This is a genomic window from Arthrobacter sp. D5-1 (genome assembly GCF_017357425.1).
Classification (GTDB): Bacteria; Actinomycetota; Actinomycetes; order Actinomycetales; family Micrococcaceae; genus Arthrobacter.
Genome location: NZ_CP014571.1, coordinates 4,586,502 through 4,611,327 on the forward strand (window position 1 = coordinate 4,586,502; position 24,826 = coordinate 4,611,327).

The window sequence follows — 24,826 nt, forward strand, 5'->3', positions numbered from 1 at the left end:
TGAACTTCACCGCTGGACGCCGCACCGCAGACAGCTACGAGGCCCCGACGCAGCAGCGTCGGGGCCTCGTGGCGTTCAGGCGGTGTGGCTATCAGGCGGTTAGGCCTTCTTGCGGGTAAGCAGTCCCCAGATGATGAGGACCAGCAGTGCGCCGCCGATGGCGAGCAGCCATGTGGACAGCGACCAGAACTCATTGATGCCGACGTTGAAGAGCGCGCTGCCGATCCAACCGCCAAGAACTGCGCCGACGATACCGAGCAGCAGCGTAGCGATCCAGCCGCCGCCCTGCTTGCCAGGCTTAATGGCCTTAGCGATGGCTCCAGCAATCAAACCCAAAACGATCCAACCAATGATTCCCATTTTTCATCTCTCTTTCGTAAGTAGGACCCAGTTCGGCATAAGGACGCATGCCGCTATCGACCTGATTGTTGGCTACCAGCTGAGCCGTCGGAGCATGCCGACGGTTTGGCTGGCAGACGGCCTGCCGGCAGGATCGGGGTCTGTCATGGCATGAAGCACCATGGACCAGCGCCGCCGAACCGTGCCGGGAATTCGGGGTTCCCCCAGAGTCCTTGCAACCATTGACTCGAGGGGAGGGCCTGGGAACGCTTTGGTTCCGGTCAGGCATTCAAGTGCCACCAAGCCCAGCGAGTAGATATCACTGGCCGACGTGGACGTGCCGCCGCACACCTCTTCGGGACTCAAGTAATGCGGTGTTCCCGACGACGATTTGGGCGCCGAATGGCGCCCGTCGATGGCTATCCCAAAGTCGGTCAACTTTGCGATCCCGGGACCGTCCGGGTCCGCGTGGAAATCCACCAGGATGTTGCCCGGCTTGATGTCGTTGTGGACGATCCCCCGGCGATGAAGATGCGTGAGTGCCCTGGCGATTCCGCTCATCCACGCCACCGTCTGCTCGGGCGAGGCCGGGTGCTCGTGGAGGATGGACCGGAGGTCGTTGCCGTCCATCAGATCCATCACCAGATAGTTGCGGCTTCGCTGGGAGTCCTCGTCCGCCGTCGTGCCCGAACCGAGCACCGCGACGATGTTCTGGTGGCGAAGCCTGCTATGGATGTCCACCTCGCGGCGGAAGGGCGAGTCCTTGGCGAGGTCCGTTGTGGAGGGATCCGTTGCCCGGAAGATCTTCACGGCCACGTGCTTTCCTGTGCGGAGGTCGAGGGCCTCATTGACGTAGGCTTCCGAGCCGCCCCCCAGCCGACCGCCCAGACGGTACCGTCCGCCGAGCACTGCTGCACTTGGCTGGGCTGCACTTGGTTGGACTGCACCTGGCTGCGCCATGCTTGAACACCCGGCCCCGCGATCAAGGCGGACGGCCGCAACGTCAAGCGTGGTCACGCCAGGAGTGTTTCGATCTCGGCGGCCGGAACGCCGGCCACCTCCGCAAGCGCCTGGGGGTTGACTCCAGCGTCAACGGCCTTCCTGAAGGCCAAGGCAAGGGTGTTCTGGGAGATAGCGAGTTCATGCTGGAGACTCTGGCGGCGAAGCGCAGCGATCCAGACCCCACTCACGGGATCAATGGCGTCGATGTCCATGCGGAAGCCGCACCCGCAGGCCCACTCCGGCCAGATGGGCTCTACCGAAACCCACTTCATGGCGTCATGGGATGGTCCGGCGGATATGGCCATGTGCGCCCCGCAATGCACTGGTCCCACGGGAATTACCTGGTCCGTAACAACGTGCACGTCATTCTCAGCCACTGGTGTGGAACTTGGTTCACGCAGCGCGACTGTCATCGTCTTCCCACACATTCACTAGTAAGTAGCTTGGCTATCTAGTTATATGTGTACTTATCAATTATGTCCAGCCGGGACGTCAGGGGTTGCGACGCTGTCAATGGCTGCGCGCATGCGCCGGAGGAACTCCACCACCACGGCGGCGTCTTCTGCGCTTAGGGTTTCCGCGGCCTCCATCATCCGCGCATGCATGTCCCCCAAAGTGCCGCGAACCTCCTGGTCAGAACCCGGGGTCGGCCGCAGAATGAGGGCCCGCCGATCGGTTGGATGCGGTTCCCGGCTCACGTAGCCGGACCTGACCAAGCGGTCCACCAGGGAGGTCATGGACGCCGACGTCACACCGAGACGGACGGCCAACTCCTTGGGTCCCACATCGCGCCCGGCCCGCTCGGCTTCAAGGAGGTAGCGCAAGGCTAGAAGATCGGTTTCGCCCATTCCCATGGAGGCGCGCGTTCGGCGGCGCATATCAGCCTCGGCGGAGCGATAGTCCCTGAGTGCATTCAGGACGTCCACTGCGCCCATCTGCTTACGGCTCTCCAGCCCGTACCAATAGCCCTGACGTTCACTTTTGTCGCTCATCACCAGTCCTTTGGTAGACATGTATCTCGCTTGTCTAACCAATCGATCCTAGGCGATAACTTGCCGCACCGCTGACGTCAACCCGCTCAGGCCCTGGACAATCCCCCGCGCACCCGCCGCCAGACCGCCGGGGCCACCACCACTGCGACGCCGACGGCGGCACCAATGACCGTCTCGATGATGCGGTCCCGGAGGAGCAAAGCAGGATCCACCGGCGCCGCCAACAACGTGGCAATCAACGCGAGCGGAGTCACGAAGACCTGTGCCACCAGGTACTGCCGGGCGATGAACATTTCCGCGCCGAACTGGCACGCCGCGATCACCAGGACCATGGCCCAGGGCGCCGGGTTGAGCAACAGGATGCCGGCCAGCAGCACCAGCCCGATCACCGTTCCTGCGATCCTTTGGATGCCGCGGCTCACGCGGTGGCGCGTCGAGTGGCCCACCAGCGGAACCACGGCCGCAACCATCGCCCAGTAGGTGTGCCCGAACCCGAGCCGCTCCCCCACCAGCGTCGCGATGGTCCCCGCAAGGCCCGCAGCAATCAGGTAACCGCCGCCTTCCAGCCAGATCGCCCGCCGCTCGGCCTCGGTGTGACGGATGGGAGGCGGACGTTTCCACGGTGTCCGGTGGCTCTTGACGACGCGGGACGACATGCCAATCAGGAGGCAAAAAACAGTGGTCAGAAGCGATACCAGCATCGCTTCCCACAGAGGCGGTTGGGCGGCGATGGACGCGATGGCAGCAAACGCAAAGATGTGAAAGAGCGAACCGCCCGGACGGAGCCGCCAGGCAGCCACCACAACGGAGCACACGCCGGCCACAATGGTGGTCGCAGCCGTCAGCAACCACGAATATGCGGCACCTTCCAGCCCCGTGCTCTGCGCAAAGCGGGCAATGAGAGTGGCAAGGAGAATGATGAAAAGCATGAAGCCGCCGGCGCGCAACTGGCTGCGGAAGCGGATGCTGTGGGGCTCGTTGCGGCCATAAATTCCTGTGAAGGCTCCGAACGAGGCAAACACTGCCAGGTCCAGGCGTCCGATCAGCGTCAGCGTGATCAGCGGAACAAACACACCTACGGCGCAGCGGAGGGCGGGATGGTGGTCCTTGTTTCCAGGACCCATCGTGAAAATTTCCGCTACAGCCTTCAAGGGGGCGGCTCGCCTTTCGTCGCAAGGATCAAAACGTACGACGACGGCGCTGGCGTCCGTCTCAAGGTTACGCCCCGGCCGCTGGGCTACTCCGGGATTGTGGACAGATAGTGCCCCTCATCACGCGTGATAAGGGGCATTATCTGTCCAAGGGCTCCGGGGTGCTGCGTTAGAACCGCGAGGGGGTTCCCGGCACTGTGGTGACCACCAACGGGTTGCTGGCTATGTCGGTCAGTCCGGAGGCCGGGGTGTAGGTCGGCGTCGGGAGTGGAAGTGTCGCAGGAACTGTCTTGGTACCTGCGGTTCCCTCACCCAGCGTGATGGTGAGTGTTCGCGCCCCCGCTGCCGGATTCCACTGGAGGATTGATCCTGCGGCGTTGTTTCCGGCGAACGTCAGGACTGTGGAGGTGTAGTCGCCGCCAAGGGCCACGCTACCGATCCTCAGCGTCTGGCAACCTGCACCCGTCACCGTGAGGACGCTGCCGGAACTGATGTTCACCACCACCTGGCTGCTTCCGTTGCCGGATTGCGTCTGGGTGCCGGTGCTGCTGCTGTTCCAGGCACTGCAGATGGTGTTGGCGTTCAAAGGCTCCGAGAAGGTCAGCGTTACCTTGTCGCCCTTATCCACGACTCCTGCGAGGCCGCCGTTGGTCAACTGGACGCCGGTCACCGTCGGCGATGAGACATCCTTGTTGGACGAGGCCGTTCCCGCGGCGCCGGTGTTGCCTGCCGCATCCGTAGCCCGGGCCGAGTAGTTGATGGTTCCGTCAGTGAAGACCCTGACATCAACCGGAGTTGCGGTCCAACTGCCCGAACTGTTGGTGATGATCGTCTGGGTGATCGGAGCAGAGCCAGTGCCACTGACGGTCAGGACAACCGATGAATTGGCTTCGGCCGTGCCACTGACAGGCACATTGGCGGCGTTGCCCTGATGAATCATCTGAAGTGCCGTGACGAGGGGTGCCAGAGGTGCAGTTGTGTCCGTGACGGGGGTCGTGGCCGTGCTTCGCACACTTTCAGTCCCCTGCCACAGCGAAAGCGTGGGAGTCACCGTGTAATACCAGGTTCCGGCGGGGACACTGGACTCAACGCAGCTCAGCCCTACGACCGAAGTCCCGCAGGTTCCGGTGGCAGCGACCTTAGTGCCACCGGTCGCGGAACCATAGCGGGCGATACTGTAGCCGGTCACGGGCCGTCCTGCCGCCGTCGTGCTTGCAGTCCAGGTGACCGTCACGCTGGTTCCGGATACGGCTGTGGTGGGCTTGGCGCCCTGTGCTACGGCGTCGGCCTTGGCTGCCCCGAATCCGCTGCTGACCGAACCCCAGAAAGCGCTGGCAGCCGGCCCTCCCCAGGAAACCAGGAATATTCCGAGGACAATCACGACGATCCTGTTCCAGCGCCCGAGGGTGGCGGGCGAAGACGCCACCCTGCCTTTGGTCTGACGAAGCCGGCTCACTTCCGTACCTCCAGAATGACGGGAACATCGAATGCAGCGCCTTGGCAGGCGGACACCGACGCCGCACTCATGCTGGCCGCATTGCCAAGCGTGAGCTGGATGGAGGTGTTCGGCTGGATGGTTACTGCCGGCGCCAAGGGTGTCGGCGGAGGCGTGAAGGTCACTCCCGTCGTGGTGCAGCCGGGGTGGGCCGCATCAGCTGTCACAGGGCCGTTGGCCGCGAAACCGTAGATGGTCACGGGGTGGGCATTGGGGTTGGTGGCGCGGAGGATGACATCAGCAGTCCCACCGGGGACCAAACTGGTCTGCAGGGTATCGCCCGGGACGAGTGCGTCCACCGTGACGGCCTGCATGGTGCCATTCGTTGCTGAGCCGCTGCCGGTTCCGGTGGTAACCCAGTAGGCATAGGCGGAACCCGCACCACCGAGGATGCAGAGGGCCACGGTGGCAGCCGCAGTTCGCGCCAGGCGTCCCTTGCCGGGAATACGGGGAATTCGGACTGTCGTCTTCATGTCAGTTCGCCTGTCCCGTGCCGGAGTATGCGAGCTGGAGGGTCGCGCCTTTGCAACCGTCCTGGAGCTTGGATGTGTCGAGCATGGCAATTTGTGGTCGCTTGGATTCCGGCACGCCCAGCTCCGACAGTGTGCGGGTGCCGGGTGCAACCGTCAGCGGATACGTTCCCGAATATTGGGTGATCTTGTAGTCCGCCGTGGTGCAGGCCAGATTGGCAGCGACTGCCGCGGGGGTTCGAACCACCCGGCTGATAGCCACGGTCAGGTTGGTCACCGCGATGCTCTTGTTGTTGGAGTTGGAGATCTGGAGATTCATCGGCCGGGTGATTCCCGGCGCAAGCAATCCGTCCACCGAGCCCGAAACGTCAAACGTCCTCTTGACCTCCAGGATTTGGAGTTGCGCCGGCGCGGAAGCCTGCACTGAACCGCTGCTGCCCTTCACCGTGAAATCCGCCTTACCGGCGGGTGTCGAGGGGGCCGTCTGCACTGTCATGGTCACTTGCGCCGTGCTTCCGGAGGTGAGGACCACCGACGACGGTTGCCACGCCGCTACCGCTCCGGTGGGCAACCCGCTGGTGGCGAATGTGACGGTTCCCGTGAAGCCTCCCGTGGACGTGGCCGACACGGTATACGTGGTGGACTGCCCCTGGTCCAGTGTCCGGCTTGAGGGAGACAGCGTGACCACAATCCCTTTGGAAACCTTGGCTGGGGCACCTTGGGATGCGCCCTGCCCGCTGCTTGCCGCGAGGGCCGCCACAGGGACGAGGGCTACCACCAGCGCCAGTATCAGCGCACGGAGTGGCACTCGTGCTTTGCGGAACGGCGTCGTTCGCTGTGGCCGGTGGTCCATGGAAGCTCTTTTCGGACGTGTTCGGTACTGCGGGCAGAAAGACGGAGGCCGGGGACCACCACTCGCGAGGTGGTCCCCGGCGGTCAGGGGCTACAGGCTGGTGACGTTGACCGTGACGACTGCACCCTTGCAGGCATCTTGGTTGACCGTGGTGCTGTCGTTGAACTTCAGCACGCCGCTGCCCACGGACGTCCCTGTGCTGTTGGCTGCGACCGGGCTGTTGCTGGTGGCGGCAGTGACCTCAAACCAGGCTGGAAGACATCCGGCGACGTCGGTGGTGACGTTGGCGCTGAGGGCGCCGACGACGGTGCTCGACGACGTGGAGTTGTCGGCGGTGTACGCCACATCGACTTGGTTACCCGGTGCCAGTCCGCCGTTGAACGTAGCGTGCAGCGTGACGGTTCCGCCGCCGGCCGAGTTGGTCGCAGTGCCGTTGCCCGAACCGGTGGTGGTCCAGTAGGCGTACGCGGCTCCGCCACCTACTGCTACCAATGCCACGCCTGCGACGGCTGCGGTTACCCGGCTCTTCTTGGAAAGCTTGCGCATGATAAGACTCCTTGGTTGATCTACGTCCCGGGGAGCCGCGTCGCAACCCCCAGCATCCGGCCGTTGTTGTCGGATGAAGCGATGTCCCAATGGTTCAACCAAGCGCGGGCCCGTGGCTACGTTTCCGGGTACGCCTCTTTTCCTTCGAACAGCGGGCGAAAAATACCCACCTTCGCGATGCCATTACTCAGTTTTTGAACCCGCGCTACTTGGTCCCCCGGCCGAGACCTCAGTCATGGCGGGGCTGTGGGTACTCGCCTTCCCCGGGCATGTCCAAGGAGTGGGCACCGCTGAATTTCGCCGCAATCGTCCTGACCTTGGCTTCGGTGCGCGAACATTGTGCCCGTCTTGAGCAAAAACTGCGCTGGTGTTCGATACTCACCGCTTCATTACTTAAGGCCCGACGGCGGCCGGCCGCTCCCGGGGAGGCAACCGACGGAGATTTCAACGCGGGTGGGCGGCGAGGATGGTGGAGGCTTCCTGGCGGGTGGTGCCCGAGTCCTGGATACCCTCGGCAATGTGGGCGAGGTGGGCGGGGATGTCCCGGCCCTTCTTCCGCATCGCGGTGGCCCAGAGGCGCCCGGCCCGGTACGAGGACCGCACCAACGGACCCGACATCACACCAAGGAACCCGATCTCCTCGGCCTCGTGCTGGAGATCCACGAACTCCTGCGGCTTGACCCACCGGTCCACCGGCAAGTGCCGCTCGGACGGGCGCAGGTACTGGGTGATCGTGATCAAATCACACCCGGCCGCGTGCAAGTCACGCAGGGCCTCGGAGATTTCCTCCCGGGTCTCGCCCATGCCCAGGATCAGGTTGGACTTGGTCACCATGCCCAAATCACGGCCCTGCGTGATGACATCAAGGGACCGCTCGTACCGGAACGCCGGACGGATCCGCTTGAAAATCCTCGGCACGGTCTCGACGTTGTGCGCGAACACCTCGGGCTTGGAATCACAGATCGCCGCGATGTGCTCCGGCTTGCCGGAGAAATCCGGGATCAGCAACTCCACCCCGGTGCCCGGGTTCAGTTCGTGGATCTTCCGGACCGTTTCGGCGTACAACCACACACCCTCATCGGCCAGGTCATCACGGGCCACACCGGTGACGGTGGCGTAGCGCAACTGCATCGCCTGCACCGATCGGGCCACCTTGGTGGGTTCGAACATGTCCACAGGGGACGGCTTGCCGGTATCGATCTGGCAGAAATCACACCGCCGGGTGCACTCGGACCCGCCGATCAGGAACGTCGCTTCCTTGTCTTCCCAGCACTCAAAAATGTTCGGGCAGCCGGCCTCTTCACACACAGTGTGCAGGCCTTCCTTCTTCACCAGGTTCTTGAGCTGGACGAACTCAGGACCCATCTGGACCTTAGCCTTGATCCACTCGGGCTTGCGTTCAACCGGGACCGCCGAGTTACGCTGCTCAACACGCAGCAACTTACGGCCTTCAGGTGCCAGTGTCATGAGTTTCTTCCCTTGTTGGTTGTTCAGCATTCGACGACGTTGACGGCGAGGCCGCCCATCGCGGTTTCCTTGTACTTATGGGACATGTCCTTGCCCGTTTCCCGCATGGTCACGATCACCTCATCCAGGGACACCCGGTGCGTCCCATCACCCCACAACGCCATCTTCGCGGCGTTGATAGCCTTCGCCGCCGCGATCGCGTTCCGCTCAATACACGGAATCTGCACCAACCCACCGATCGGATCACACGTCAGCCCCAGGTTGTGTTCCATCGCGATCTCCGCGGCGTTCTCCACCTGACCCGGCGTACCACCCATCACCTCAGCCAACCCGGCAGCAGCCATCGACGACGCCGACCCCACCTCACCCTGGCAGCCCACCTCAGCCCCCGAAATGGAGGCCTGTTCCTTGTACAACACACCCACAGCACCGGCAGTGAGCAGGAACTTCACCACCACATCATCCCGATCCTCCTGGGAGGCCTGATCCATGCCCGGGGCATAATTCAACGCGTAATACAGCACCGCCGGAATGATCCCCGCAGCACCATTGGTCGGCGCCGTGACCACCCGGCCACCCGAGGCGTTCTCCTCATTGACGGCCAGGGCGATCAGGTTCACCCACTCCTGCCAATACTTCGGATCGTTCCGGTCCTTGTCCTCCTTCAGCAGCCGCTCCAACCAGTCAGGAGCACGACGCCGGACCCTCAACCCACCGGGCAACACACCCTCACGCTTCAAACTCGTTTCAACACAGGCTTCCATCACATGCCAGATATGCAGCAAACCCTCCCGGATCTCCTCCTCCGACCGGGACGCCCGCTCATTGATGAACATGATGTCGCTGATCCCCAAACCCTTGGACGCACACCGGCCCAACAACTCCGCCGCCGTCCGGAACGGCAACGGCAACTCCTTCTTCGACTCCTCCAACTCCTGCTGTGCAGCGTTCTCCTCACCCTCACGGACAATGAACCCGCCACCGACCGAAAAGAACGTCGCCTCCCGCAAGGTGTTTCCCTCAGCGTCGGCCACGGCGAACTTCATCCCGTTCGTATGCCGCGGCAACACCGTCAACGGATGCAACACCATATCCTCCACCGCATAGTCGAGGAGCTTCCCGCCGGCCAGGTTGAGCTTCCCCGTCTCAGCAATGGAAGCCAACCGCTCCTCCACCTCGTCAGGAAGGATCTCCTCGGGGTCGTATCCTTCCAGCCCCAGCAGGACAGCAGTGAAGGTGCCGTGCCCCTTACCGGTGGCGGCCAACGATCCGTACAGATCAACCCGCAAACCGGCAATGGATTCAAGGTCACCGGATTCACGTAGCTCACGGGCAAACACCGCCCCGGCACGCATCGGCCCCACAGTATGAGAGCTCGACGGCCCAATGCCTACAGAGAACAGATCGAAGACCCCAACGGCCATGGCTATTTCCTCACTAGTAAAACGACATTGAACCCGCCCCGCCCCCAACAAACGGAACGGACCCCAAACCCCCCTTCGCCGATTCGGGGCTTCGCTGCACAACATGCCGCGCGAACGGCACGTCCCGCAGCAACCCCCTGAATCGGACAAAACACCAACGAGCCAAAAACCCCGGTTAGGCGAGGTTCGCGACTCCCGGGTACAGCGGGTGCGCCTTCGCAAGAACATCAACACGGTGACGCAGCCCGGAAAGGTCCGCGTCGGCGTCGGCGATTAATGCCTCGGCGATGATGTCGGCCACCTCGCGGAAGGCTGCTTCACCGAAGCCGCGCGTCGCCAACGCCGGAGTGCCGATGCGCAGTCCGGAGGTGACCATGGGCGGGCGGGGGTCGAACGGGACGGCATTGCGGTTGACGGTGATGTCGATCGTGGCAAGGCGGTCTTCGGCTTGCTGGCCGTCGAGTTCGCAATTGCGGAGGTCGACGAGGACCAGGTGCACGTCCGTTCCTCCGGAGACGACGCTGATGCCCTTGGCGGCGACGTCGGGCTGGACCAGTCGCTCGGCAAGGATGCGGGCACCCGCGAGGACACGTTCCTGACGCTCACGGAACTCCTCCGAGGCGGCGATCTTGAACGCGACGGCCTTGCCGGCGATCACGTGCTCCAGCGGTCCGCCCTGCTGGCCCGGGAACACGGCCGAGTTGATCTTCTTGGCGATGTCGGCGTCGTTGGAGAGGATGATGCCGCCACGCGGACCGGCGAGGGTCTTGTGCGTGGTGGACGTGGTGACGTGCGCATGTGGGACGGGCGAGGGGTGCAGCCCCGCAGCCACCAGGCCGGCGAAGTGGGCCATGTCCACCATCAGGTAGGCGCCCACGGAGTCGGCGATCCGGCGGAACTCAGCGAAGTCCAACTGCCGCGCATAAGCGGACCAGCCGGCAACGATCAGCGCAGGTTTGTGCTCCTGTGCCAGGCGCTCAACCTCGGCCATATCCACCGTGTGGGTGTCCTCGCGGACGCCGTAGGGAACCACGTTGTAGAGCTTGCCGGAGAAGTTGATGCGCATGCCGTGCGTGAGGTGCCCACCGTGAGCCAGGTTCAGGCCCATGATGGTGTCGCCGGGCTTGATGAGGGCGTGCATCACGGAGGCGTTGGCCTGCGCACCGGAGTGTGGCTGGACGTTCGCGTACTCGGCCCCGAAAAGGGACTTGATGCGGTCGATCGCGAGCTGTTCGATCACGTCAACATGCTCGCAGCCGCCGTAGTAGCGCTTGCCCGGGTAACCTTCGGCGTACTTGTTGGTCAGGACCGAGCCTTGGGCCTGCATGACAGCAACGGCCGTGTGGTTCTCCGAGGCGATCATTTCCAGGCCGTCGCGCTGGCGACCCAGTTCGTCGTCGATCTTCGCAGCAATCTCAGGATCCAGCTCTGACAGCTGGGCGTCCAGCGACGCCGACACCACTTGCTGGTACTCAGTTACAGATACCGGGTTCACAGTTCTCCACCGTTCGTTGCAGCGTATTCTTCGGCCGACATGAGCGGCCCTTCTTCTGTGGCAGCCACCTTGAACAGCCAGCCCGCGCCATAAGGATCGTTGTTGATGAGGGCGGGATCAGTGACAACGGCGTCGTTGATCTCGGTCACCTCCCCCGTCACGGGCGAGTACAGGTCCGATACCGACTTGGTGGATTCAACCTCGCCACAGGTCTCCCCTGCGGTCACTGTGGAACCAACCTCCGGGAGGTCCACGTACACAATGTCGCCCAGGGCGTCAGCGGCCACCGCGGAAATCCCGATCCCCACGGGCCCTTCACCGTCAGCGGCAACCCACTCGTGCTCAGCCGAGTACTTCAATTCAGCAACTACCTTGCTCATAAGATTCCTTCTCTCACTAACTGAAAACTTTTCAAGATCACCCGCTGTAGGGGCTACTTCCGACGTTTGTAGAACGGGAGCGCGACTACTTCGAAGGGCTCAGCCTTCCCGCGCAGGTCCACCTCGACCGTCGTGCCCGGCTCTGAATGCTCGACGTCGACATACGCCATCGCTACTGGGTAACCGAGCGTGGGGCTCGGTTGGCCGGAGGTGACTTCGCCGATGAGCGAGCCGTCTTTGAGGACCGAGTAGTGTCCGCGGGCGGCGCGGCGGCCGGTACCTTTGAGACCGACCAGCTTCTGGCCGATGGTGGATCCGACCCCGGCTGCCTTGATCGACGTCAGTGCTTCCCGACCAACGAAGTCGCTTTCCTTGGCTAAGGAAACGACCGGGCCGAGGCCTGCGGCGTAGGCATTGACGTGGATGGAGAGCTCGTTGCCGTAGAGCGGCATTCCGGCCTCCAAACGCAGTGAGTCGCGGGCTGCGAGGCCTGCCGGGATGAGGCCGTGGCCTTCGCCGGCTTCGAGCAATGCTTCCCAGAGGCCCGGGGCGTCGAGGTTCGGGACGTAGATTTCGAAGCCGTCTTCGCCGGTGTAGCCGGTGCGGGCCAGCAGCAGGTACTGGGTGCCGCCGTCGAACGTCAGCCCAACCTCAACCGCAGCGTAGTACTTCAGATCGGTGACCAGCGCGTGCTGATCGGTGGGAACCAGGGTCAGCAGGATGGCTTCGGCGTTCGGGCCCTGCACCGCGATCAGTGACGTCTCGGCAGAAACGTCCTCTACGACGACGTCGAAACCGGCCGCGCGCTTCAGCAGCGCCGCGGCGACCACTTTGGCGTTGCCCGCATTGGGGACCACCAGGTACTTGTCCACGCCGTCCTCAGGAGAGGGTCGGCGGTAGGTAATGAGGTCGTCGATGATGCCGCCGTCGGTGTTGCAGATCAGCGAGTACTTCGCTTTGCCCACGGCGATCGCGGACAGCTTGCCTACCAGCGCGTAATCCAGGAAGGCCGCAGCGTCCTGGCCGGACACCCAGACTTCACCCATGTGGGAGAGGTCGAACAAGCCCGCGGACTTGCGGACTGCGTGGTGTTCGGCGAGTTCGGACTCGTACTTCAGGGGCATCTGCCAGCCGCCGAAGTCCGTGAAGGATGCACCGGCCTTTTTGTGCTGCTCGTAGAGAGCGGTGTAGTTCTCAGACATGTCAGGAGTCCTTAGTTTTCGAAGTCTTCGAGCGGAGGGCAGGAGCACACAAGATTCCGGTCACCGGCGGCGCCGTCGATCCTGCCTACCGGCGGGAAGTACTTGTCCTGCTTCAGGTGGTGGACCGGGAAGGCGGCCTGCTCGCGCGGGTAATCCCGGTCCCAGCCGGAATTCACGACGGCGGCAGCCGTGTGCGGCGCGTTGCGCAGCGGCGAGTTCTCAACGGTGAAATCACCGCTGGCCACCTGCTCAATCTCGGCGCGGATGGTGATCATCGCTTCGATGAAGCGGTCAATCTCCACGAGGTCCTCGGACTCCGTCGGCTCCACCATCAACGTGCCGGCAACCGGGAACGCCAGGGTGGGGGCGTGGAAGCCGAAGTCGATCAGCCGCTTGGCCACGTCTTCGGCCGTGACACCCGTGCGGGAGGTCAGTTCGCGGAGGTCAAGGATGCACTCGTGCGCCACGAGCCCGCCCTCACCCGTGTAAAGGATGGGGAAGTCCTCATCCAGGCGGGAAGCAACATAGTTGGCTGCAAGCAGGGCCGACTTGGTAGCTTCCGTCAGCCCCTGCCCACCCATGAGCTTCACATACGCCCAGGAAATCGGCAGTACACCGGCAGAGCCGTAACGTGAGGCGGAAATCGCGACACCATGACCAGGCTCGTGCGCAGCCTTGTTCGCGTCGCCCGGCATGAACGGAGCCAAGTGGGCTTTCGCAGCAACAGGGCCAACACCCGGTCCGCCACCGCCGTGCGGGATGCAGAAGGTCTTGTGCAGGTTCAGGTGGGACACGTCGCCGCCGAATTTGCCCGGCTGTGCCAAGCCAACCAGCGCGTTCAGGTTGGCACCGTCAACGTAGACCTGGCCGCCGGCTGCGTGGATCGCGTCGCACACCTCCCGCACGTCGGCGTCGTACACACCGTGCGTGGACGGGTAGGTGATCATGATGCAGGACAGGACGTCCTTGTTGGCTTCAATCTTGGCGGTCAGGTCCGCGTGATCGATGGTGCCGTCAGCAGCCGTGGCCACCACGACTACCTTCATGCCCGCCAGTACAGCAGACGCTGCATTGGTGCCATGGGCCGACGCCGGGATCAGGCAGACAGTGCGCTGTTCGTCACCGCGGGACAAGTGGTAGCCGCGGATCGCCAGCAGACCTGCGAGCTCACCCTGGGAACCGGCGTTCGGCTGGATGGAGACCTGGTCGTAGCCCGTGATCTCCGTGAGGTCAGCTTCCAGGTCCTCAATCAGTTCCCGCCAACCAGCAGTCTGGTGGTCCGGAGCGAACGGGTGGATGGAGGCGAACTCCGGCCAGGAAATCGCCTCCATCTCAGCGGTGGCGTTTAGCTTCATGGTGCACGAGCCCAGCGGGATCATGGTGCGGTCCAGAGCAAGGTCCCGGTCGGACAGCTTGCGGATATAGCGCAACAGCTGCGTCTCGGAACGGTGCGTGTTGAACACCGGATGCTGCAGGAAGTCGGACGTTCGGACCACGTCAGAGGGCAGCTCAAACCCGGCCGCGTCCCCTACGGGTCCGGCGCCAAAGGCGACGGCTACCGCGGAGAGGACGTCCGGCGTCGTGGTTTCATCAACGGAGACACCAACGGTGTCGGCGTCGATGAACCGCAGGTTGATGCCGCGGGCTTCCGCGGCGGCGATGACCTTGTCGGCCTTGCCCGGGACCCGGACGGTGATGGTGTCGAAGAAGGCCTCGGAGACGAGTTCGCGGCCGGCCTTCTGCAGGGCGGTGGCAAGCGTACGTGCGTGGCCGTGGACGGTCTCGGCGATCGCCTTCAGGCCCTCGGGGCCATGGTAGACGGCGTACATCGAGGCGACAATGGCGAGCAATGCCTGGGCCGTGCAGATGTTGGACGTGGCCTTTTCGCGGCGGATGTGCTGCTCGCGGGTCTGGAGGGCCAAGCGGTACGCGGGGACGCCGGCGTTGTCCTTGGAAACACCAACGATGCGGCCGGGAAGTGTACGTTCCATGCCTTCGCGAACGGCCATGTAGGCAGCGTGCGGGCCGCCGAAGAACAGCGGGACACCGAAGCGCTGCGCAGTTCCGACGGCGATATCGGCACCCTGCTCGCCCGGGGGCGTGATGAGGGTAAGCGCCAGCAAATCAGCGGCCACGGTGACCAGGGCACCGCGTTCCTTGGCGTCGGCGATGACGCCGGAGTGGTTGAAGATGCGGCCGGAAACGCCGGGCTGCTGCAGGACGATGCCGTTGATGTCGCCATCGGGAAGACCGGCAGACAGGTCAGCAATCTCCACCTCGAAGCCCAGGGCCTCAGCACGGCCCTTGACGATCGCGATGGTCTGCGGGAGGAGGTCGGCGTCCAGGACGGTCTTGCCGTCCTTGGCCGTCTTGGACTTGTTGGCCCGACGCATCAGCAATACGGCCTCGGCAACGGCGGTGGCTTCATCCAGCAGCGAGGCGTTGGCTACGGGAAGTCCGGTGAGGTCCTGCACCATGGTCTGGAAGTTGAGCAGCGCTTCAAGGCGGCCCTGCGAAATTTCCGGCTGGTACGGCGTGTAGGCCGTGTACCAAGCGGGAGCTTCCAGAATGTTGCGGCGGATCACCGGGGGCGTCACGGTGTCGTAGTAGCCCTGGCCGATCATCTGGACAGCGGTTTTGTTCTTGGAAGCCAGTTTGCGCAACTCGGCGAGGACCTGGACTTCAGTGAGGGCGTCCTGCAACTTCAGGGCGGTGTCCTGCCGGATGGAATCGGGGACCGCGACGTCTACCAGGCCGTCGACAGAGTCGTAGCCGATGGCCTTGAGCATGGTGTCAACGTCGGCTTGGCGGCGGGCGCCGATGTGCCGGTCCGCGAAGGCGGTGGGGGTTGATTGAACAGTCAAGAGGAACTCCATGATTCAGGCGCCCAATGAGCGCCACGATGATGTGGGGTTCCTCCCCGCTCTGTATTGGACCTGAGAGATTCCGCAGGAATGGTTGCCTGCTTGCACCGTCGGTGAGCCCGGTTGCCCGGACTGCTTTCCAGAGTTGCCTAACCGCGGCGGTACATGGGCCTGAGAGATTCCTGGGGAGGATTTGCTCCTACGGCGCCTGACTGGATGTACCGGCAGGACTCTCCCGCCGCAGATCAAAAGCGTTGCGCCACCATGAGTGACACGCTTCACACCATAGCGGGTTGTTTTGAAAAAGTGCAAGCAAGGTGTGGTTACTGATGCATCGAGTTCGACCCCCGCGGAATGTTCCTCAACGACCACACCAGGTCCCTGCTCGCCTGACAGGGAGTCATGGGTGTGCCGGGATGTGGGAGAAAGCAACGCTCTCTCACATCCCGAGCCCTTCCCACCAACGCTCTCTCACATCCCCGCTTACACCGGCTGGAAACCCCGGAGTGGTATTTTGATCTCTGCTGGAGGCAGACACTGCACCTATTCGGAGGATCATCCATGTTCAAGGGTTTCAAGGACTTCATACTTCGCGGCAACGTGATCGAGTTGGCCATTGCCGTAGTCATCGGCAGTGCGTTCACAGCCCTCGTTGCGGCCTTCACCACCAACATTATTAACCCCGTGATCGCCGCCGCAGGCGGAGTGAACGCTGATGGTCTCGGCTTCAGGATCTGGCAGGACAACCCCGCCACCTTCATCAACATCGGTGCCGTGCTGACGGCTCTCGTGACCTTTGTGATCACCGCTGCCGTGGTCTACTTCATCTTTGTGGCACCCATGAACAAGATCAATTCCCTGGTCAAGGACCGCCTCTCCACCGAGGAGCCCGAGGAAGAGCCGCTTCCGGCAGATACTGCCCTTCTGGCCGAAATCCGCGACCTCCTGAAGGACGCTGCTGCCGCCCGCAGCACTGCCCGGACCTCTGGCCTTGGGTCGGACCTGGACTCCGAACTCGATTCCGACCGAACCCGCTAGGATCGCCGGCTCCCTGCGGGCATCAGTTCCCAGTTGCTTCACCGAACCCGGTGTTCTCTCCGCGAGGGCGCCGGGTTCTTGCACGTTCACCGGCCCGTCCACAGAACGTGACGCGCTGGCAACCGGCGCGAAACGGGGGGAGGGCAGCATGGGAACATGAAGCCCAACCCGAGCACTTCCGTCACCGCGGATCTTCTGTGTGATGTCTGCGGACAATTGCCTGAACCTCACAAGGCCCGGCTCACCCTCGCCAACATCGCGGTGATGCTTCCTATCGAACTGTTGGTTCATGCGGCCGTGGTGGGAACCACCCTCCCCTACGTGGCCAAGGTGCTGCTGCTTGCAGTGACCGCCACCGTTTTGGTGATCTGGGTGGCCGAACCTTCAGCTGCCAAGGTCCTCCGGGGCTGGCTGCACGCGCCGGCCCTCCGCCAACGGCACAGACTACATCTGGCACCGGCCTTGTGGCGGGCCCGGACAGTGCTGCTGGACCAGCCGGGTTCACTGCAGACGGTCACACAGTCCTTGTCCAAGTTGGGCACGAACATCCTCAGCCTTCACGTCCACCCGGTGATGAGAGCCGGGTCCCTCGCCCCGGGACACATCGGAACTGTCATGGACGAGTTTGTTCTCTCCGCCCCGGGGGACGTCACCGAGCAGGAACTGTTGAAAGCCCTGGCCGACGGCGGCGGGTGTGGGTCCCTTGTTTGGCCCACCACCGCTTTGGCCATGGCAGATGGCCAGACCAAAGCACTGACCCTGGCGACCCGGATTGCCGGAAACCCGAAGGAACTTCCGCACGCAGTGGCCGAGCTGCTTTCCGCCAAAGTCGTCCCGAGCGATCCGGAGCATCCGGCGCCCGAGACGAGCGCCGGCGTCGGGCCTTCACCGGACGTCCTCAAGATCCCCACGGCCTGGAATGGCCCGCTGGTCTTTTCCCGACCCGGCGAACCCTTCACGCCGGCCGAGTCCGCGCGGGCGCATAGGCTGGCTGAGCTCGCGGAGATCCTGGCGCACAGCCCGGCGGCCCCGGAGAGAGCGCGCTGCTGAACCCCACAGCGTTCAGTCCTGGTCGATCTTCTCGAGGAGCTTCCCCAGGGCATCCCGGATGTCGTCGTAGTCGTACTGGCCGGCCCTACTCTCGGCGGCGATCACACCACAGCGGTGGATCTTCGTGAAATCACCGATGGGGAACTTGTAGTGGCCCTTTTGGTCATCCGGGTGGTCGTCGTCCACCCCGAGGAACCACTTGGAGTATTCGGCGTGCCCGTGCTTGTCCAGGAAGGCATTTTCGTCCTTGGTGGAGGGCGCGTGCTCACTCCAGTCGTCTCGGGTGTCCTTGACCACCTTGCCGTCCGTGACCAGGCGCTTCGCATGGTCAAAGGCCTTTTTGTTGAGTTTCACTGTCATGGCGCACCTCGCTGGGGTTGGTGGCTTGGGCTGAATCCGGAAGCTCGTGCAGCCCAGCATAGGACGCCGGCGGACGGGTGGAAAGGCCGTTGGGTCGGAGGGCCGGAATGGCAGCCCCGGCGCTCAGGCTCAGCTACCGCGCCCAGCCATAGCGGTCAGTCCACCAGCCGGATCCTGAGACCGGTTCCCCGCTCTTTCTCCACCAACCTCCGCTCTATGGGCCCGCTTTGGGCAAGCCAGAGGACTTTGCCGTCATAGGTGACGGACTCCACGCAGCCTTGGTCCACTACCTCGTTGTACCGCCAGACCTCCACCGTCTGGCCCACGAGGACCCGCCAACTGGTCACGGCCCTGCCTTCGATGTGGCTGAAAGGCGTCCCGGTCGACGATTTTTTGTTGCTGTCCTTCACGTCAATGACTCCTAGCGGTGCTTGACAAACTGTCTGTAAAGACTTGTGCCGCCACGGGCCAGTACATGACGCGGTTCGCGGGTTTTTCCTAGAGTCCCTTCACCGCGCCCAGGACCTTGGTCAGTGAATCCTTGGCATCTCCGAACAACAAGGTGGTTTGGGGTTCGTAGAGGAGTTCGTTTTCGATACCGGCAAATCCCGGACGCATGGAACGTTTGAGGAATACCACCTGCCGGGCGTCGGCAACTTCAAGGATGGGCATTCCGTAGATCGGTGAGCCGGAGGTGGTCTTCGCGGCAGGGTTGACGACGTCGTTGGCGCCCACCACCAAAGCAACATCGGCGGTCTTGAATTCGGAGTTGATATCGCCCATTTCCTTCAACGATTCGTAGGGCACGTTGGCCTCAGCCAGCAGCACGTTCATGTGTCCGGGCATACGTCCTGCCACGGGATGGATGGCGAAATCCACGTCGATTCCGCGGGCTTCCAACGCCAGGGCGAGCTCGGCCGCGGTGTGCTGTCCTTGTGCGACCGCAAGCCCGTATCCCGGCACAATGATGACCCGCTGGGCATAGCCGAGCAGCACTGCAACGTCCTCTGCGCTGGAGGACCGCACTGGCCGCTCGCTCACAGCGGTGGATCCTGCCGTCGAGCCACCTTTGAAGGCGCCGAACATGATGCCGGCGACACTCCGGCCCATCGCCGCCGCCATGGCCCGGGTCAGGATGATGCCCGAGGCTCCCACCAACGTTCCGGCGACCAGCAAAAGAACATTGCCCAGCACCAGCCCCGATGCCGCGACAGCCAAGCCGGTGAAGGCATTCAGGAGCGAGATGACGATCGGAACATCCGCGCCACCCACCGGAAGAACCAAGAGGATGCCGGTAATAAGACCCAGGACCAACAGCACCAGCGCCAGCGCGAGCGAGCCGTTCAGGATCACCACTACACCGGCGCCCACCGCAGCCAGTAGAACCACTGCCATCAGTGCGGGCAGGCCCGGGAATGTGACGGGGCGGGTGGTCATGAGCCCTTGGAGCTTGGCGAACGTGACACCGGAACCGGCGAAGGACACCGCACCGACCAGCAGCGTAAAGACGATGGCCAGGCGAACCCAGGGATCGTCTGAGTGGGAGAGTTCCAGCATGGCAACAAGCGCAGCAGCACCACCACCAACACCGTTGAAGAGGGCCACGAGCTGTGGCATTTGCGTCATCTGCACGCGGCGGGCCACCGGCGCCGCCACACCTGAACCCACCGCAATGGCACCGAGGATCCAGGGAACGTTGTCCAACTTCACGGAGACAAAAACCGTGACCACGGCCAACAGGGCGCCCAAGGCACCGATCAGGTTGCCGCGACGGGCCGTTTTCGGTGAGTTCAGCCCCTTCAGCGCGAGGATGAAGCACGCCGCCGCAGCCAGATAGAGGAGCGCCGTCCACGTGGGATTGAGCAGCGTCACTGTTGGCGCTCCTTCGTCACGGCTTCGGCGGAGCCCGGACCAGCCGGCTCAACTTTCGACGGCGGCCGTTGCCTTCCGCGGAACATCTCCAGCATGCGGTCGGTCACCACGAATCCGCCCACCAGGTTGGCCGTGGCAAGGACGACAGCCAACAAGGCTACTGCCAGCACCCACGGGTCAGCAGCCTGTCCGGCAACGATGATGGCTCCCACCAGGATGATGCCGTGGATGGCGTTCGCGCCGGACATGAGCGGCGTGTGCAGGGTGCTGGAAACCTTGGAAACAACCTCGAAGCCCACGAACACGGCCAGCACGGTGATCGTCAGCAGGCTCATGCCATCCATCAGCGCACTCCTTCAGTTCCGGGACGGGTTGTGCCAACGGGTGCTGTTTCGCCTGCGAGCGCCGTGAGTGCCTCCGCGGTGGGTGCGTGCCTGACTTCGCCGAGGTGGGTGAGGCAGGTGCCCGCCACTACTTCGTCGTCGAAGTCCGGGGAGACCGTCCCGTCTTTGGTCATGAGCGCCAGCAGATTGGCCACGTTCTTGGCGTAGAGGCGGGAGGCGTCTGCGGGCATCGCGGAGGCTGGGTCCTTGATTCCCACCAGTGTCACGAGCCCTTGGCCGTCAGCGGTGGGCACGGGGATGTCCTGCCCTGGGATGCTTCCCTCAACATTCCCCCCGGACTCGGCCGCCAGGTCCACTACCACGGAGCCGGGGCGCATACCCTGCACCATCTCGCGGCTCACCAGGAGCGGCGCCCTTCTGCCGGGAACAGCGGCGGTGGTAATCAATACATCGGCTTGGGCAACGTGCGGTGCCAGGAGTGCCCGCTGCAACGCGCCGCGGTCTGCGCTGAGTTCGCGGGCGTATCCACCGGATGCCTCGGCGGTTTCCAGGTCCAGTTTGATGAACGTGCCGCCCATGGACGCTACTTCGTCCGCCGAAGCCGGGCGGATGTCGTTGGCGGAAACCCTGGCCCCGAGCCGCTTGGCTGTGCCGATCGCCTGCAGTCCGGCAACACCTGCACCCAACACCAGCACCTTGGCGGGCGGGATGGTCCCGGCCGCCGTCATGTACAGCGGGAAGAACCGGGGCAAACGCATGGCCGCCTCGAGGACGCAGCGGTAGCCGGCCACCAGGGCCTGCGAAGTGAGCGCATCCATGGATTGGGCGCGGGAAATACGGGGAACCAGCTCGAGGGCAAAGGACGTGATTCCACCTGCGGCGAGCGCCCGCACCGTAGGCAACTCCGAGGACGGCGACCCCAACCCGACGGTGACCGAACCCCGGCGGAGGGCTCCCGCCGTCGACGGTTCCATGGGACGTACGTGGCAATAGACATCAAGCGATCCGAGAACCAACGACTGCACCACAGCGGCGCCCGCCGCCCGGTAGTCCTCGTCGCCATGCCCGGACGCCAGCCCCGCACCGGACTCGATCTCAACCTCCAGCCCCAACCCCACCAGCTGCTTCACCGTTTCCGGCGTTGCGGCCACACGTCGCTCACCGTCGAGCCTCTCGCGCGCTATGCCTGCTTTCACCCGCCACCCCTTTTCCGGAATTCTCCAGAACTCAGTTGGCATGAGTCTATGACCGCAAAGGTCCCGGCGGGAGTAGGGGCTGCGCTATGTGCATAAGTCAATTAGGGTCGGTAAGAGCTGGGGCAACCAGTCACCACACCGTCGACGAGCCGGTTCCGGCCGTGCCGTCGGAAAGGAACGCCGCAATGGACACTTTCAAAATCGGTTACTTCGTCGGAAGCCTGGCGAGCAATTCCATCAACCGGGTCCTCTCCAAGGCGCTCATCAGCGTCGCGCCTTCGGAGCTCGAGTTTCATGAGATCGCCATTAAGGACCTGCCTCTTTACAGCTCGGATTACGACGCCGATTTCCCGCCGGCGGGCCGGGAACTGAAGGATGCCATCGCCGCATCGGACGGCATCCTGTTTATCTCCCCTGAGTACAACCGCTCCATTCCGGGCGCGTTGAAGAACGCCATCGACTGGGGTTCGCGCCCATGGGGCACCAACTCATTCGCCAGGAAGCCCACGGGAATCATCGGCGCATCGCCAGGCGGCATTGGAACGGCGGTGATGCAGTCGTCCATGCGCAGCGTGTTGAGCTTCCTGGACGCGCCGCAGCTGAACGCACCTGAGGCTTACATCCGCTTCGTCGCAGACGCGTACGACGACGACGGGTCAGTTAAGGACGAGGGAACCGCGGCCTTGTTGCGGCATTACATGGAGGAATACAGCGCGTTCGTGCAGCGTGTCCTCGCAGCCAACGCCCCGGGCCACATCGGGGACCAGGAACCGGATTCCGCCAAGCTCACGCGGTAGAGGCCGGTGGGTGCGGGTTACGTCCCCCCGGTGGCTGCACCGGCGAAATCACCCACCACCACGGTTTAGTCAGTATCCTTACGAGTACGAGGATTCACGCCCCTAAACCTTGGAGGTATCGATGTTTCGAAGACTAGCCACCACTACCTTGGCCGTGGCCCTTTTCGCAGGGTCCATGCTCCCTGCAACGGTCGCAGCCAACGCGGCGCCAGCCGTCCAGGGCAGCGCGGTCCAAGGCAGCGCGGTCCAAGGCAATGTAGCCGCCACGACACCGACACCCACAGCGGATTCCACCAACCCCTCCGGCCCCTCGACGCAAACACCAACCAACCCGGCACCATCATCCGGGGCTCCCAGCTCGCCGAATCCGGCAGGTAGTGGGCCCGCCAATCCGGGGACGGGAGAATCGGGCCCCCAAGAGCAGACCCGCACCGACGCCACGCCATGGGTGCTGGCCGGAGTAGCCGCAGTCATCATCATCGCCTTGATTATCTGGACCGCGCGCAATCGGCGCGGGCGGGACAAGGGGATCAGCGACGAGCCGCGCTAGGCGACGGGCTACGCCTTGGGAGCGCCCGCCGCCAACCGGCCGATGATGCTGCTTTCCAGGTGCTCCAGCAGGTGCCGCGGATTGTCATAGACCTCTGCGGCACCTGCGTCACGCAGCTCCGCCTCACTGATTCCGCCGCAGGTCAAAGCAATCACGGGAACACCAATGGCCGCACCGGCCATGACGTCCCAGACTGCGTCGCCAACAAAAACTGCATCCTCCGGGCTGACGCCAAGCTTCTCCAGGCAGGCGATCAGGATGTCCGGCGCGGGCTTGCTCTCCTTGGCGTCGTTGGAGCTGGTCCACGCATCGATGGAGGATCCGGCGTCGAGGATGTGCCTGCTGACCTCGAGGTCCCGCTGTTGTGCTGACGACGCCAAGCCCACTGCCAGCCCTGACTCAGAACACGCTGAGAGGAGGTCGCGGACGGAGTCGAAGGGCCGCAGCGTCGGCCAGAACGTTGAGAACACTGCGCTGTGGGCTGATTTCAGTTCTTCCTGCAGGTCTTCGGTGCAGTCAGGTACGAGGCTCTGGATCAGGCGGTCGCCTCCCATGCCCACCCGCCGATGGATGGCGGACATCTCTATGTCCAAGCCTTCACGCCGGAACGCCTGCCACCACGCCATGGCGTGGAAGTAGCTGGAATCAATCAGCGTGCCGTCCACATCGAAGAGGACCCCGCGCGTCTTTGGTGATGCTGAATCAGATGTCATTGCCAGCCACCTTCGGTTTGGTCTGGATGCCCTGCGCCGCAAGGGCAGGATCGGTGACTGGTTCCTCGAGCAGGAGGACGGCATACCGCTCGGGGGATCCCGTTCGCAACAGGCCCGTCCCGGCCACTTCCCTCATGGCAGCGACTCCCTCAACGGCCTCGTCCAGCGAGGAAAAACGTTTTGAAAGCCCCATCAATTCGTCGCTGCCGTCCAACACCAGAATGCGAAATCCTCCGTCGGGGGTCTCTACCAGTTCCAAATGACCGGCCATACCGACCTCCTTGCCTCAACAACCCACCCCATAGTAAGACTACTTAGTATAGGGCTGATCGACATATTTCGTCACGCGGGAATTAGGCGCCTGCAACTTCTTGTTGGCACGGACATGACAACAATCGGAATCATCGGTGCAGGACACATTGGCAGCCAGGTTGCACGCAAGGCCGTGGAATTGGGCTATGACGTCGTGATCAGCAATTCACGGGGACCCGAAACACTCGGCGAACTCGTTGCGGAACTGGGGCCGCGCGCCCGTGCCGCCACGGCAGCCGAGGCAGCAGCGGCGGGCGATTTCGCCGTCGTGACCGTGCCCCTCAAGAACTATCAGAGCATCCCGGCAGAGCCGCTCGAGGGCAAGATCGTCATCGACACCAATAACTACTACTGGGAACGCGACGGCCGCATCCCCGAGCTGGACAACGGCGAAGCCACCACGTCCGGCCTGCTCCAGAAGCACCTCCCCACGTCCAAAGTGGCCAAGGGCTTCAATCACATCTTCGCCAAGGACATCACCACCGACGGCACCCCGGCCGGTACGCCCAACCGCCGCGCGCTGGCCACCTCAAGCGACTTCCCGGAAGCCGCCGAGCTGGTCACCAAGCTGTACGACGAATTCGGCTTTGACACCGTCAACATCGGCCCGCTGGAGGACAGCTGGCGCGTCGAACGCGACCGCCCCGCGTACGTCATCCGGCAGACCGCCGTCGAGCTCCAGGACAACCTCGCCAAGGCGACCCGTACGGTCTAAACCAACAACGCACGACGGCGGGCAAGCGGCTGGCGCTGGCCCGCCGCCTTGTTCTGGGCTGCTCCCCTGAAAAAGGGGATGGAAACGGTGTCATAAACCGGGTCCGTGGCGCACTTTATGGGTGGCTGCTTCCTCAGGCGCTTGGCGCATCAGGCACCTGGGGAAGCAGTTGCCCCCAGCGCCCCGACCCGAGGAGTCC

At 63.6% G+C, this 24,826-nt stretch carries 27 protein-coding genes and 1 riboswitch; of the genes, 5 read left to right on the forward strand and 22 right to left on the reverse strand.

Features of this window, described 5'->3' with window-relative positions:
• Window positions 1–99 precede the first annotated feature (99 nt).
• From AYX22_RS21210 to gcvP, 15 genes are all read right to left on the reverse strand, one after another.
• Window positions 100–360: a GlsB/YeaQ/YmgE family stress response membrane protein gene (locus AYX22_RS21210; RefSeq protein WP_207595429.1), complete on the reverse strand. Its 261-nt coding sequence runs from the start codon at window positions 358–360 to the stop codon at window positions 100–102.
• A 72-nt stretch (window positions 361–432) separates the two neighbouring features.
• Entirely contained in the window at window positions 433–1,356 is a 924-nt protein-coding gene (locus AYX22_RS21215; RefSeq protein ID WP_207595430.1) for a serine/threonine-protein kinase, read from the reverse strand.
• Window positions 1,353–1,754, reverse strand: a complete 402-nt coding sequence (locus tag AYX22_RS21220; protein WP_207595431.1) for a hypothetical protein — start codon at window positions 1,752–1,754, stop codon at window positions 1,353–1,355. Before AYX22_RS21220 ends, AYX22_RS21215 begins: the two co-directional genes overlap by 4 nt.
• 57 nt (window positions 1,755–1,811) lie before the next feature.
• Window positions 1,812–2,333 (reverse strand): MarR family transcriptional regulator, encoded by a 522-nt coding sequence (locus tag AYX22_RS21225; protein ID WP_242703441.1) that lies wholly within the window; start codon window positions 2,331–2,333, stop codon window positions 1,812–1,814.
• An 86-nt stretch (window positions 2,334–2,419) separates the two neighbouring features.
• Window positions 2,420–3,484: an FUSC family protein gene (locus AYX22_RS21230; RefSeq protein ID WP_207595433.1), complete on the reverse strand. Its 1,065-nt coding sequence runs from the start codon at window positions 3,482–3,484 to the stop codon at window positions 2,420–2,422.
• Window positions 3,485–3,653: 169 nt separating this feature from the next.
• A complete protein-coding gene (locus tag AYX22_RS21235; protein ID WP_242703442.1) occupies window positions 3,654–4,910 on the reverse strand; it encodes an Ig-like domain-containing protein in 1,257 nt (418 codons plus the stop codon).
• Between the two features lie 26 nt (window positions 4,911–4,936).
• Entirely contained in the window at window positions 4,937–5,452 is a 516-nt protein-coding gene (locus AYX22_RS21240; RefSeq protein WP_207595435.1) for a hypothetical protein, read from the reverse strand.
• A 1-nt stretch (window position 5,453) separates the two neighbouring features.
• Complete coding sequence (locus AYX22_RS21245) at window positions 5,454–6,302, reverse strand: hypothetical protein (protein ID WP_207595436.1); 849 nt, start codon at window positions 6,300–6,302, stop codon at window positions 5,454–5,456.
• A 90-nt stretch (window positions 6,303–6,392) separates the two neighbouring features.
• Complete coding sequence (locus AYX22_RS21250; protein ID WP_207595437.1) at window positions 6,393–6,848, reverse strand: hypothetical protein; 456 nt, start codon at window positions 6,846–6,848, stop codon at window positions 6,393–6,395.
• Window positions 6,849–7,292: 444 nt separating this feature from the next.
• Window positions 7,293–8,315 (reverse strand): lipoyl synthase, encoded by a 1,023-nt coding sequence (gene lipA / locus AYX22_RS21255; protein ID WP_207595438.1) that lies wholly within the window; start codon window positions 8,313–8,315, stop codon window positions 7,293–7,295.
• A 23-nt stretch (window positions 8,316–8,338) separates the two neighbouring features.
• Window positions 8,339–9,739: an L-serine ammonia-lyase gene (locus AYX22_RS21260; RefSeq protein ID WP_207595439.1), complete on the reverse strand. Its 1,401-nt coding sequence runs from the start codon at window positions 9,737–9,739 to the stop codon at window positions 8,339–8,341.
• 175 nt (window positions 9,740–9,914) lie between these two features.
• A complete protein-coding gene (gene glyA / locus AYX22_RS21265) occupies window positions 9,915–11,234 on the reverse strand; it encodes a serine hydroxymethyltransferase (RefSeq protein WP_278251942.1) in 1,320 nt (439 codons plus the stop codon).
• Complete coding sequence (gcvH, locus tag AYX22_RS21270; RefSeq protein WP_207595440.1) at window positions 11,231–11,614, reverse strand: glycine cleavage system protein GcvH; 384 nt, start codon at window positions 11,612–11,614, stop codon at window positions 11,231–11,233. Before gcvH ends, glyA begins: the two co-directional genes overlap by 4 nt.
• A 53-nt stretch (window positions 11,615–11,667) precedes the next feature.
• Window positions 11,668–12,816 (reverse strand): glycine cleavage system aminomethyltransferase GcvT, encoded by a 1,149-nt coding sequence (gcvT, locus tag AYX22_RS21275; protein ID WP_207595441.1) that lies wholly within the window; start codon window positions 12,814–12,816, stop codon window positions 11,668–11,670.
• An 11-nt stretch (window positions 12,817–12,827) separates the two neighbouring features.
• Window positions 12,828–15,680, reverse strand: coding sequence for an aminomethyl-transferring glycine dehydrogenase (gcvP, locus tag AYX22_RS21280; RefSeq protein ID WP_207595442.1), 2,853 nt, complete (start codon window positions 15,678–15,680; stop codon window positions 12,828–12,830).
• 149 nt (window positions 15,681–15,829) lie between these two features.
• Window positions 15,830–15,928, reverse strand: a riboswitch (glycine riboswitch).
• A 313-nt stretch (window positions 15,929–16,241) separates the two neighbouring features.
• Here gcvP and mscL point away from each other — a divergent pair.
• Together mscL and AYX22_RS21290 are read left to right on the forward strand one after the other, a co-directional pair.
• The gene (gene mscL, locus AYX22_RS21285; RefSeq protein WP_207595443.1) at window positions 16,242–16,718 is read left to right on the forward strand and encodes a large conductance mechanosensitive channel protein MscL; all 477 of its coding nucleotides are present in this window, start codon (window positions 16,242–16,244) and stop codon (window positions 16,716–16,718) included.
• A 156-nt stretch (window positions 16,719–16,874) separates the two neighbouring features.
• Window positions 16,875–17,768, forward strand: a complete 894-nt coding sequence (locus tag AYX22_RS21290) for an amino acid-binding protein (protein WP_207595444.1) — start codon at window positions 16,875–16,877, stop codon at window positions 17,766–17,768.
• A gap of 12 nt (window positions 17,769–17,780) precedes the next feature.
• Here AYX22_RS21290 and AYX22_RS21295 read toward each other — a convergent pair whose 3' ends face one another.
• From AYX22_RS21295 to AYX22_RS21315, 5 genes are all read right to left on the reverse strand, one after another.
• Complete coding sequence (locus AYX22_RS21295; RefSeq protein WP_207595445.1) at window positions 17,781–18,128, reverse strand: hypothetical protein; 348 nt, start codon at window positions 18,126–18,128, stop codon at window positions 17,781–17,783.
• Window positions 18,129–18,283: 155 nt separating this feature from the next.
• Entirely contained in the window at window positions 18,284–18,538 is a 255-nt protein-coding gene (locus AYX22_RS21300; protein WP_207595446.1) for a hypothetical protein, read from the reverse strand.
• A gap of 88 nt (window positions 18,539–18,626) precedes the next feature.
• Window positions 18,627–20,000 (reverse strand): NAD(P)(+) transhydrogenase (Re/Si-specific) subunit beta, encoded by a 1,374-nt coding sequence (locus tag AYX22_RS21305; protein ID WP_207595447.1) that lies wholly within the window; start codon window positions 19,998–20,000, stop codon window positions 18,627–18,629.
• Entirely contained in the window at window positions 19,997–20,344 is a 348-nt protein-coding gene (locus AYX22_RS21310) for an NAD(P) transhydrogenase subunit alpha (RefSeq protein ID WP_207595448.1), read from the reverse strand. Before AYX22_RS21310 ends, AYX22_RS21305 begins: the two co-directional genes overlap by 4 nt.
• On the reverse strand, window positions 20,344–21,540 hold the full coding sequence (locus tag AYX22_RS21315) for a Re/Si-specific NAD(P)(+) transhydrogenase subunit alpha (protein ID WP_207595449.1): 1,197 nt from the start codon (window positions 21,538–21,540) through the stop codon (window positions 20,344–20,346). The genes AYX22_RS21310 and AYX22_RS21315 overlap by 1 nt, the downstream gene beginning before the upstream one ends.
• Before the next feature lie 185 nt (window positions 21,541–21,725).
• Here AYX22_RS21315 and AYX22_RS21320 point away from each other — a divergent pair, with 185 nt between their 5' ends.
• Together AYX22_RS21320 and AYX22_RS21325 are read left to right on the forward strand one after the other, a co-directional pair.
• Complete coding sequence (locus AYX22_RS21320) at window positions 21,726–22,337, forward strand: NADPH-dependent FMN reductase (protein ID WP_207595450.1); 612 nt, start codon at window positions 21,726–21,728, stop codon at window positions 22,335–22,337.
• Between the two features lie 121 nt (window positions 22,338–22,458).
• Window positions 22,459–22,887 (forward strand): hypothetical protein, encoded by a 429-nt coding sequence (locus tag AYX22_RS21325; protein ID WP_207595451.1) that lies wholly within the window; start codon window positions 22,459–22,461, stop codon window positions 22,885–22,887.
• An 8-nt stretch (window positions 22,888–22,895) separates the two neighbouring features.
• On the opposite strand, the gene AYX22_RS21330 is transcribed toward AYX22_RS21325, so the two are convergent.
• Both AYX22_RS21330 and AYX22_RS21335 read right to left on the reverse strand, forming a co-directional pair.
• Window positions 22,896–23,600 carry an HAD family hydrolase gene (locus AYX22_RS21330; RefSeq protein WP_207595452.1) on the reverse strand — a complete coding sequence of 235 codons (705 nt, stop codon included), beginning with the start codon at window positions 23,598–23,600 and terminating at the stop codon, window positions 22,896–22,898.
• Window positions 23,590–23,871, reverse strand: coding sequence for a hypothetical protein (locus tag AYX22_RS21335; RefSeq protein ID WP_242703443.1), 282 nt, complete (start codon window positions 23,869–23,871; stop codon window positions 23,590–23,592). The genes AYX22_RS21330 and AYX22_RS21335 overlap by 11 nt, the downstream gene beginning before the upstream one ends.
• A gap of 114 nt (window positions 23,872–23,985) precedes the next feature.
• Between AYX22_RS21335 and AYX22_RS21340 the strand changes: the two genes are divergently transcribed.
• Window positions 23,986–24,627 (forward strand): NAD(P)-binding domain-containing protein, encoded by a 642-nt coding sequence (locus AYX22_RS21340; protein WP_207595453.1) that lies wholly within the window; start codon window positions 23,986–23,988, stop codon window positions 24,625–24,627.
• The last annotated feature ends 199 nt before the right edge of the window (window positions 24,628–24,826 follow it).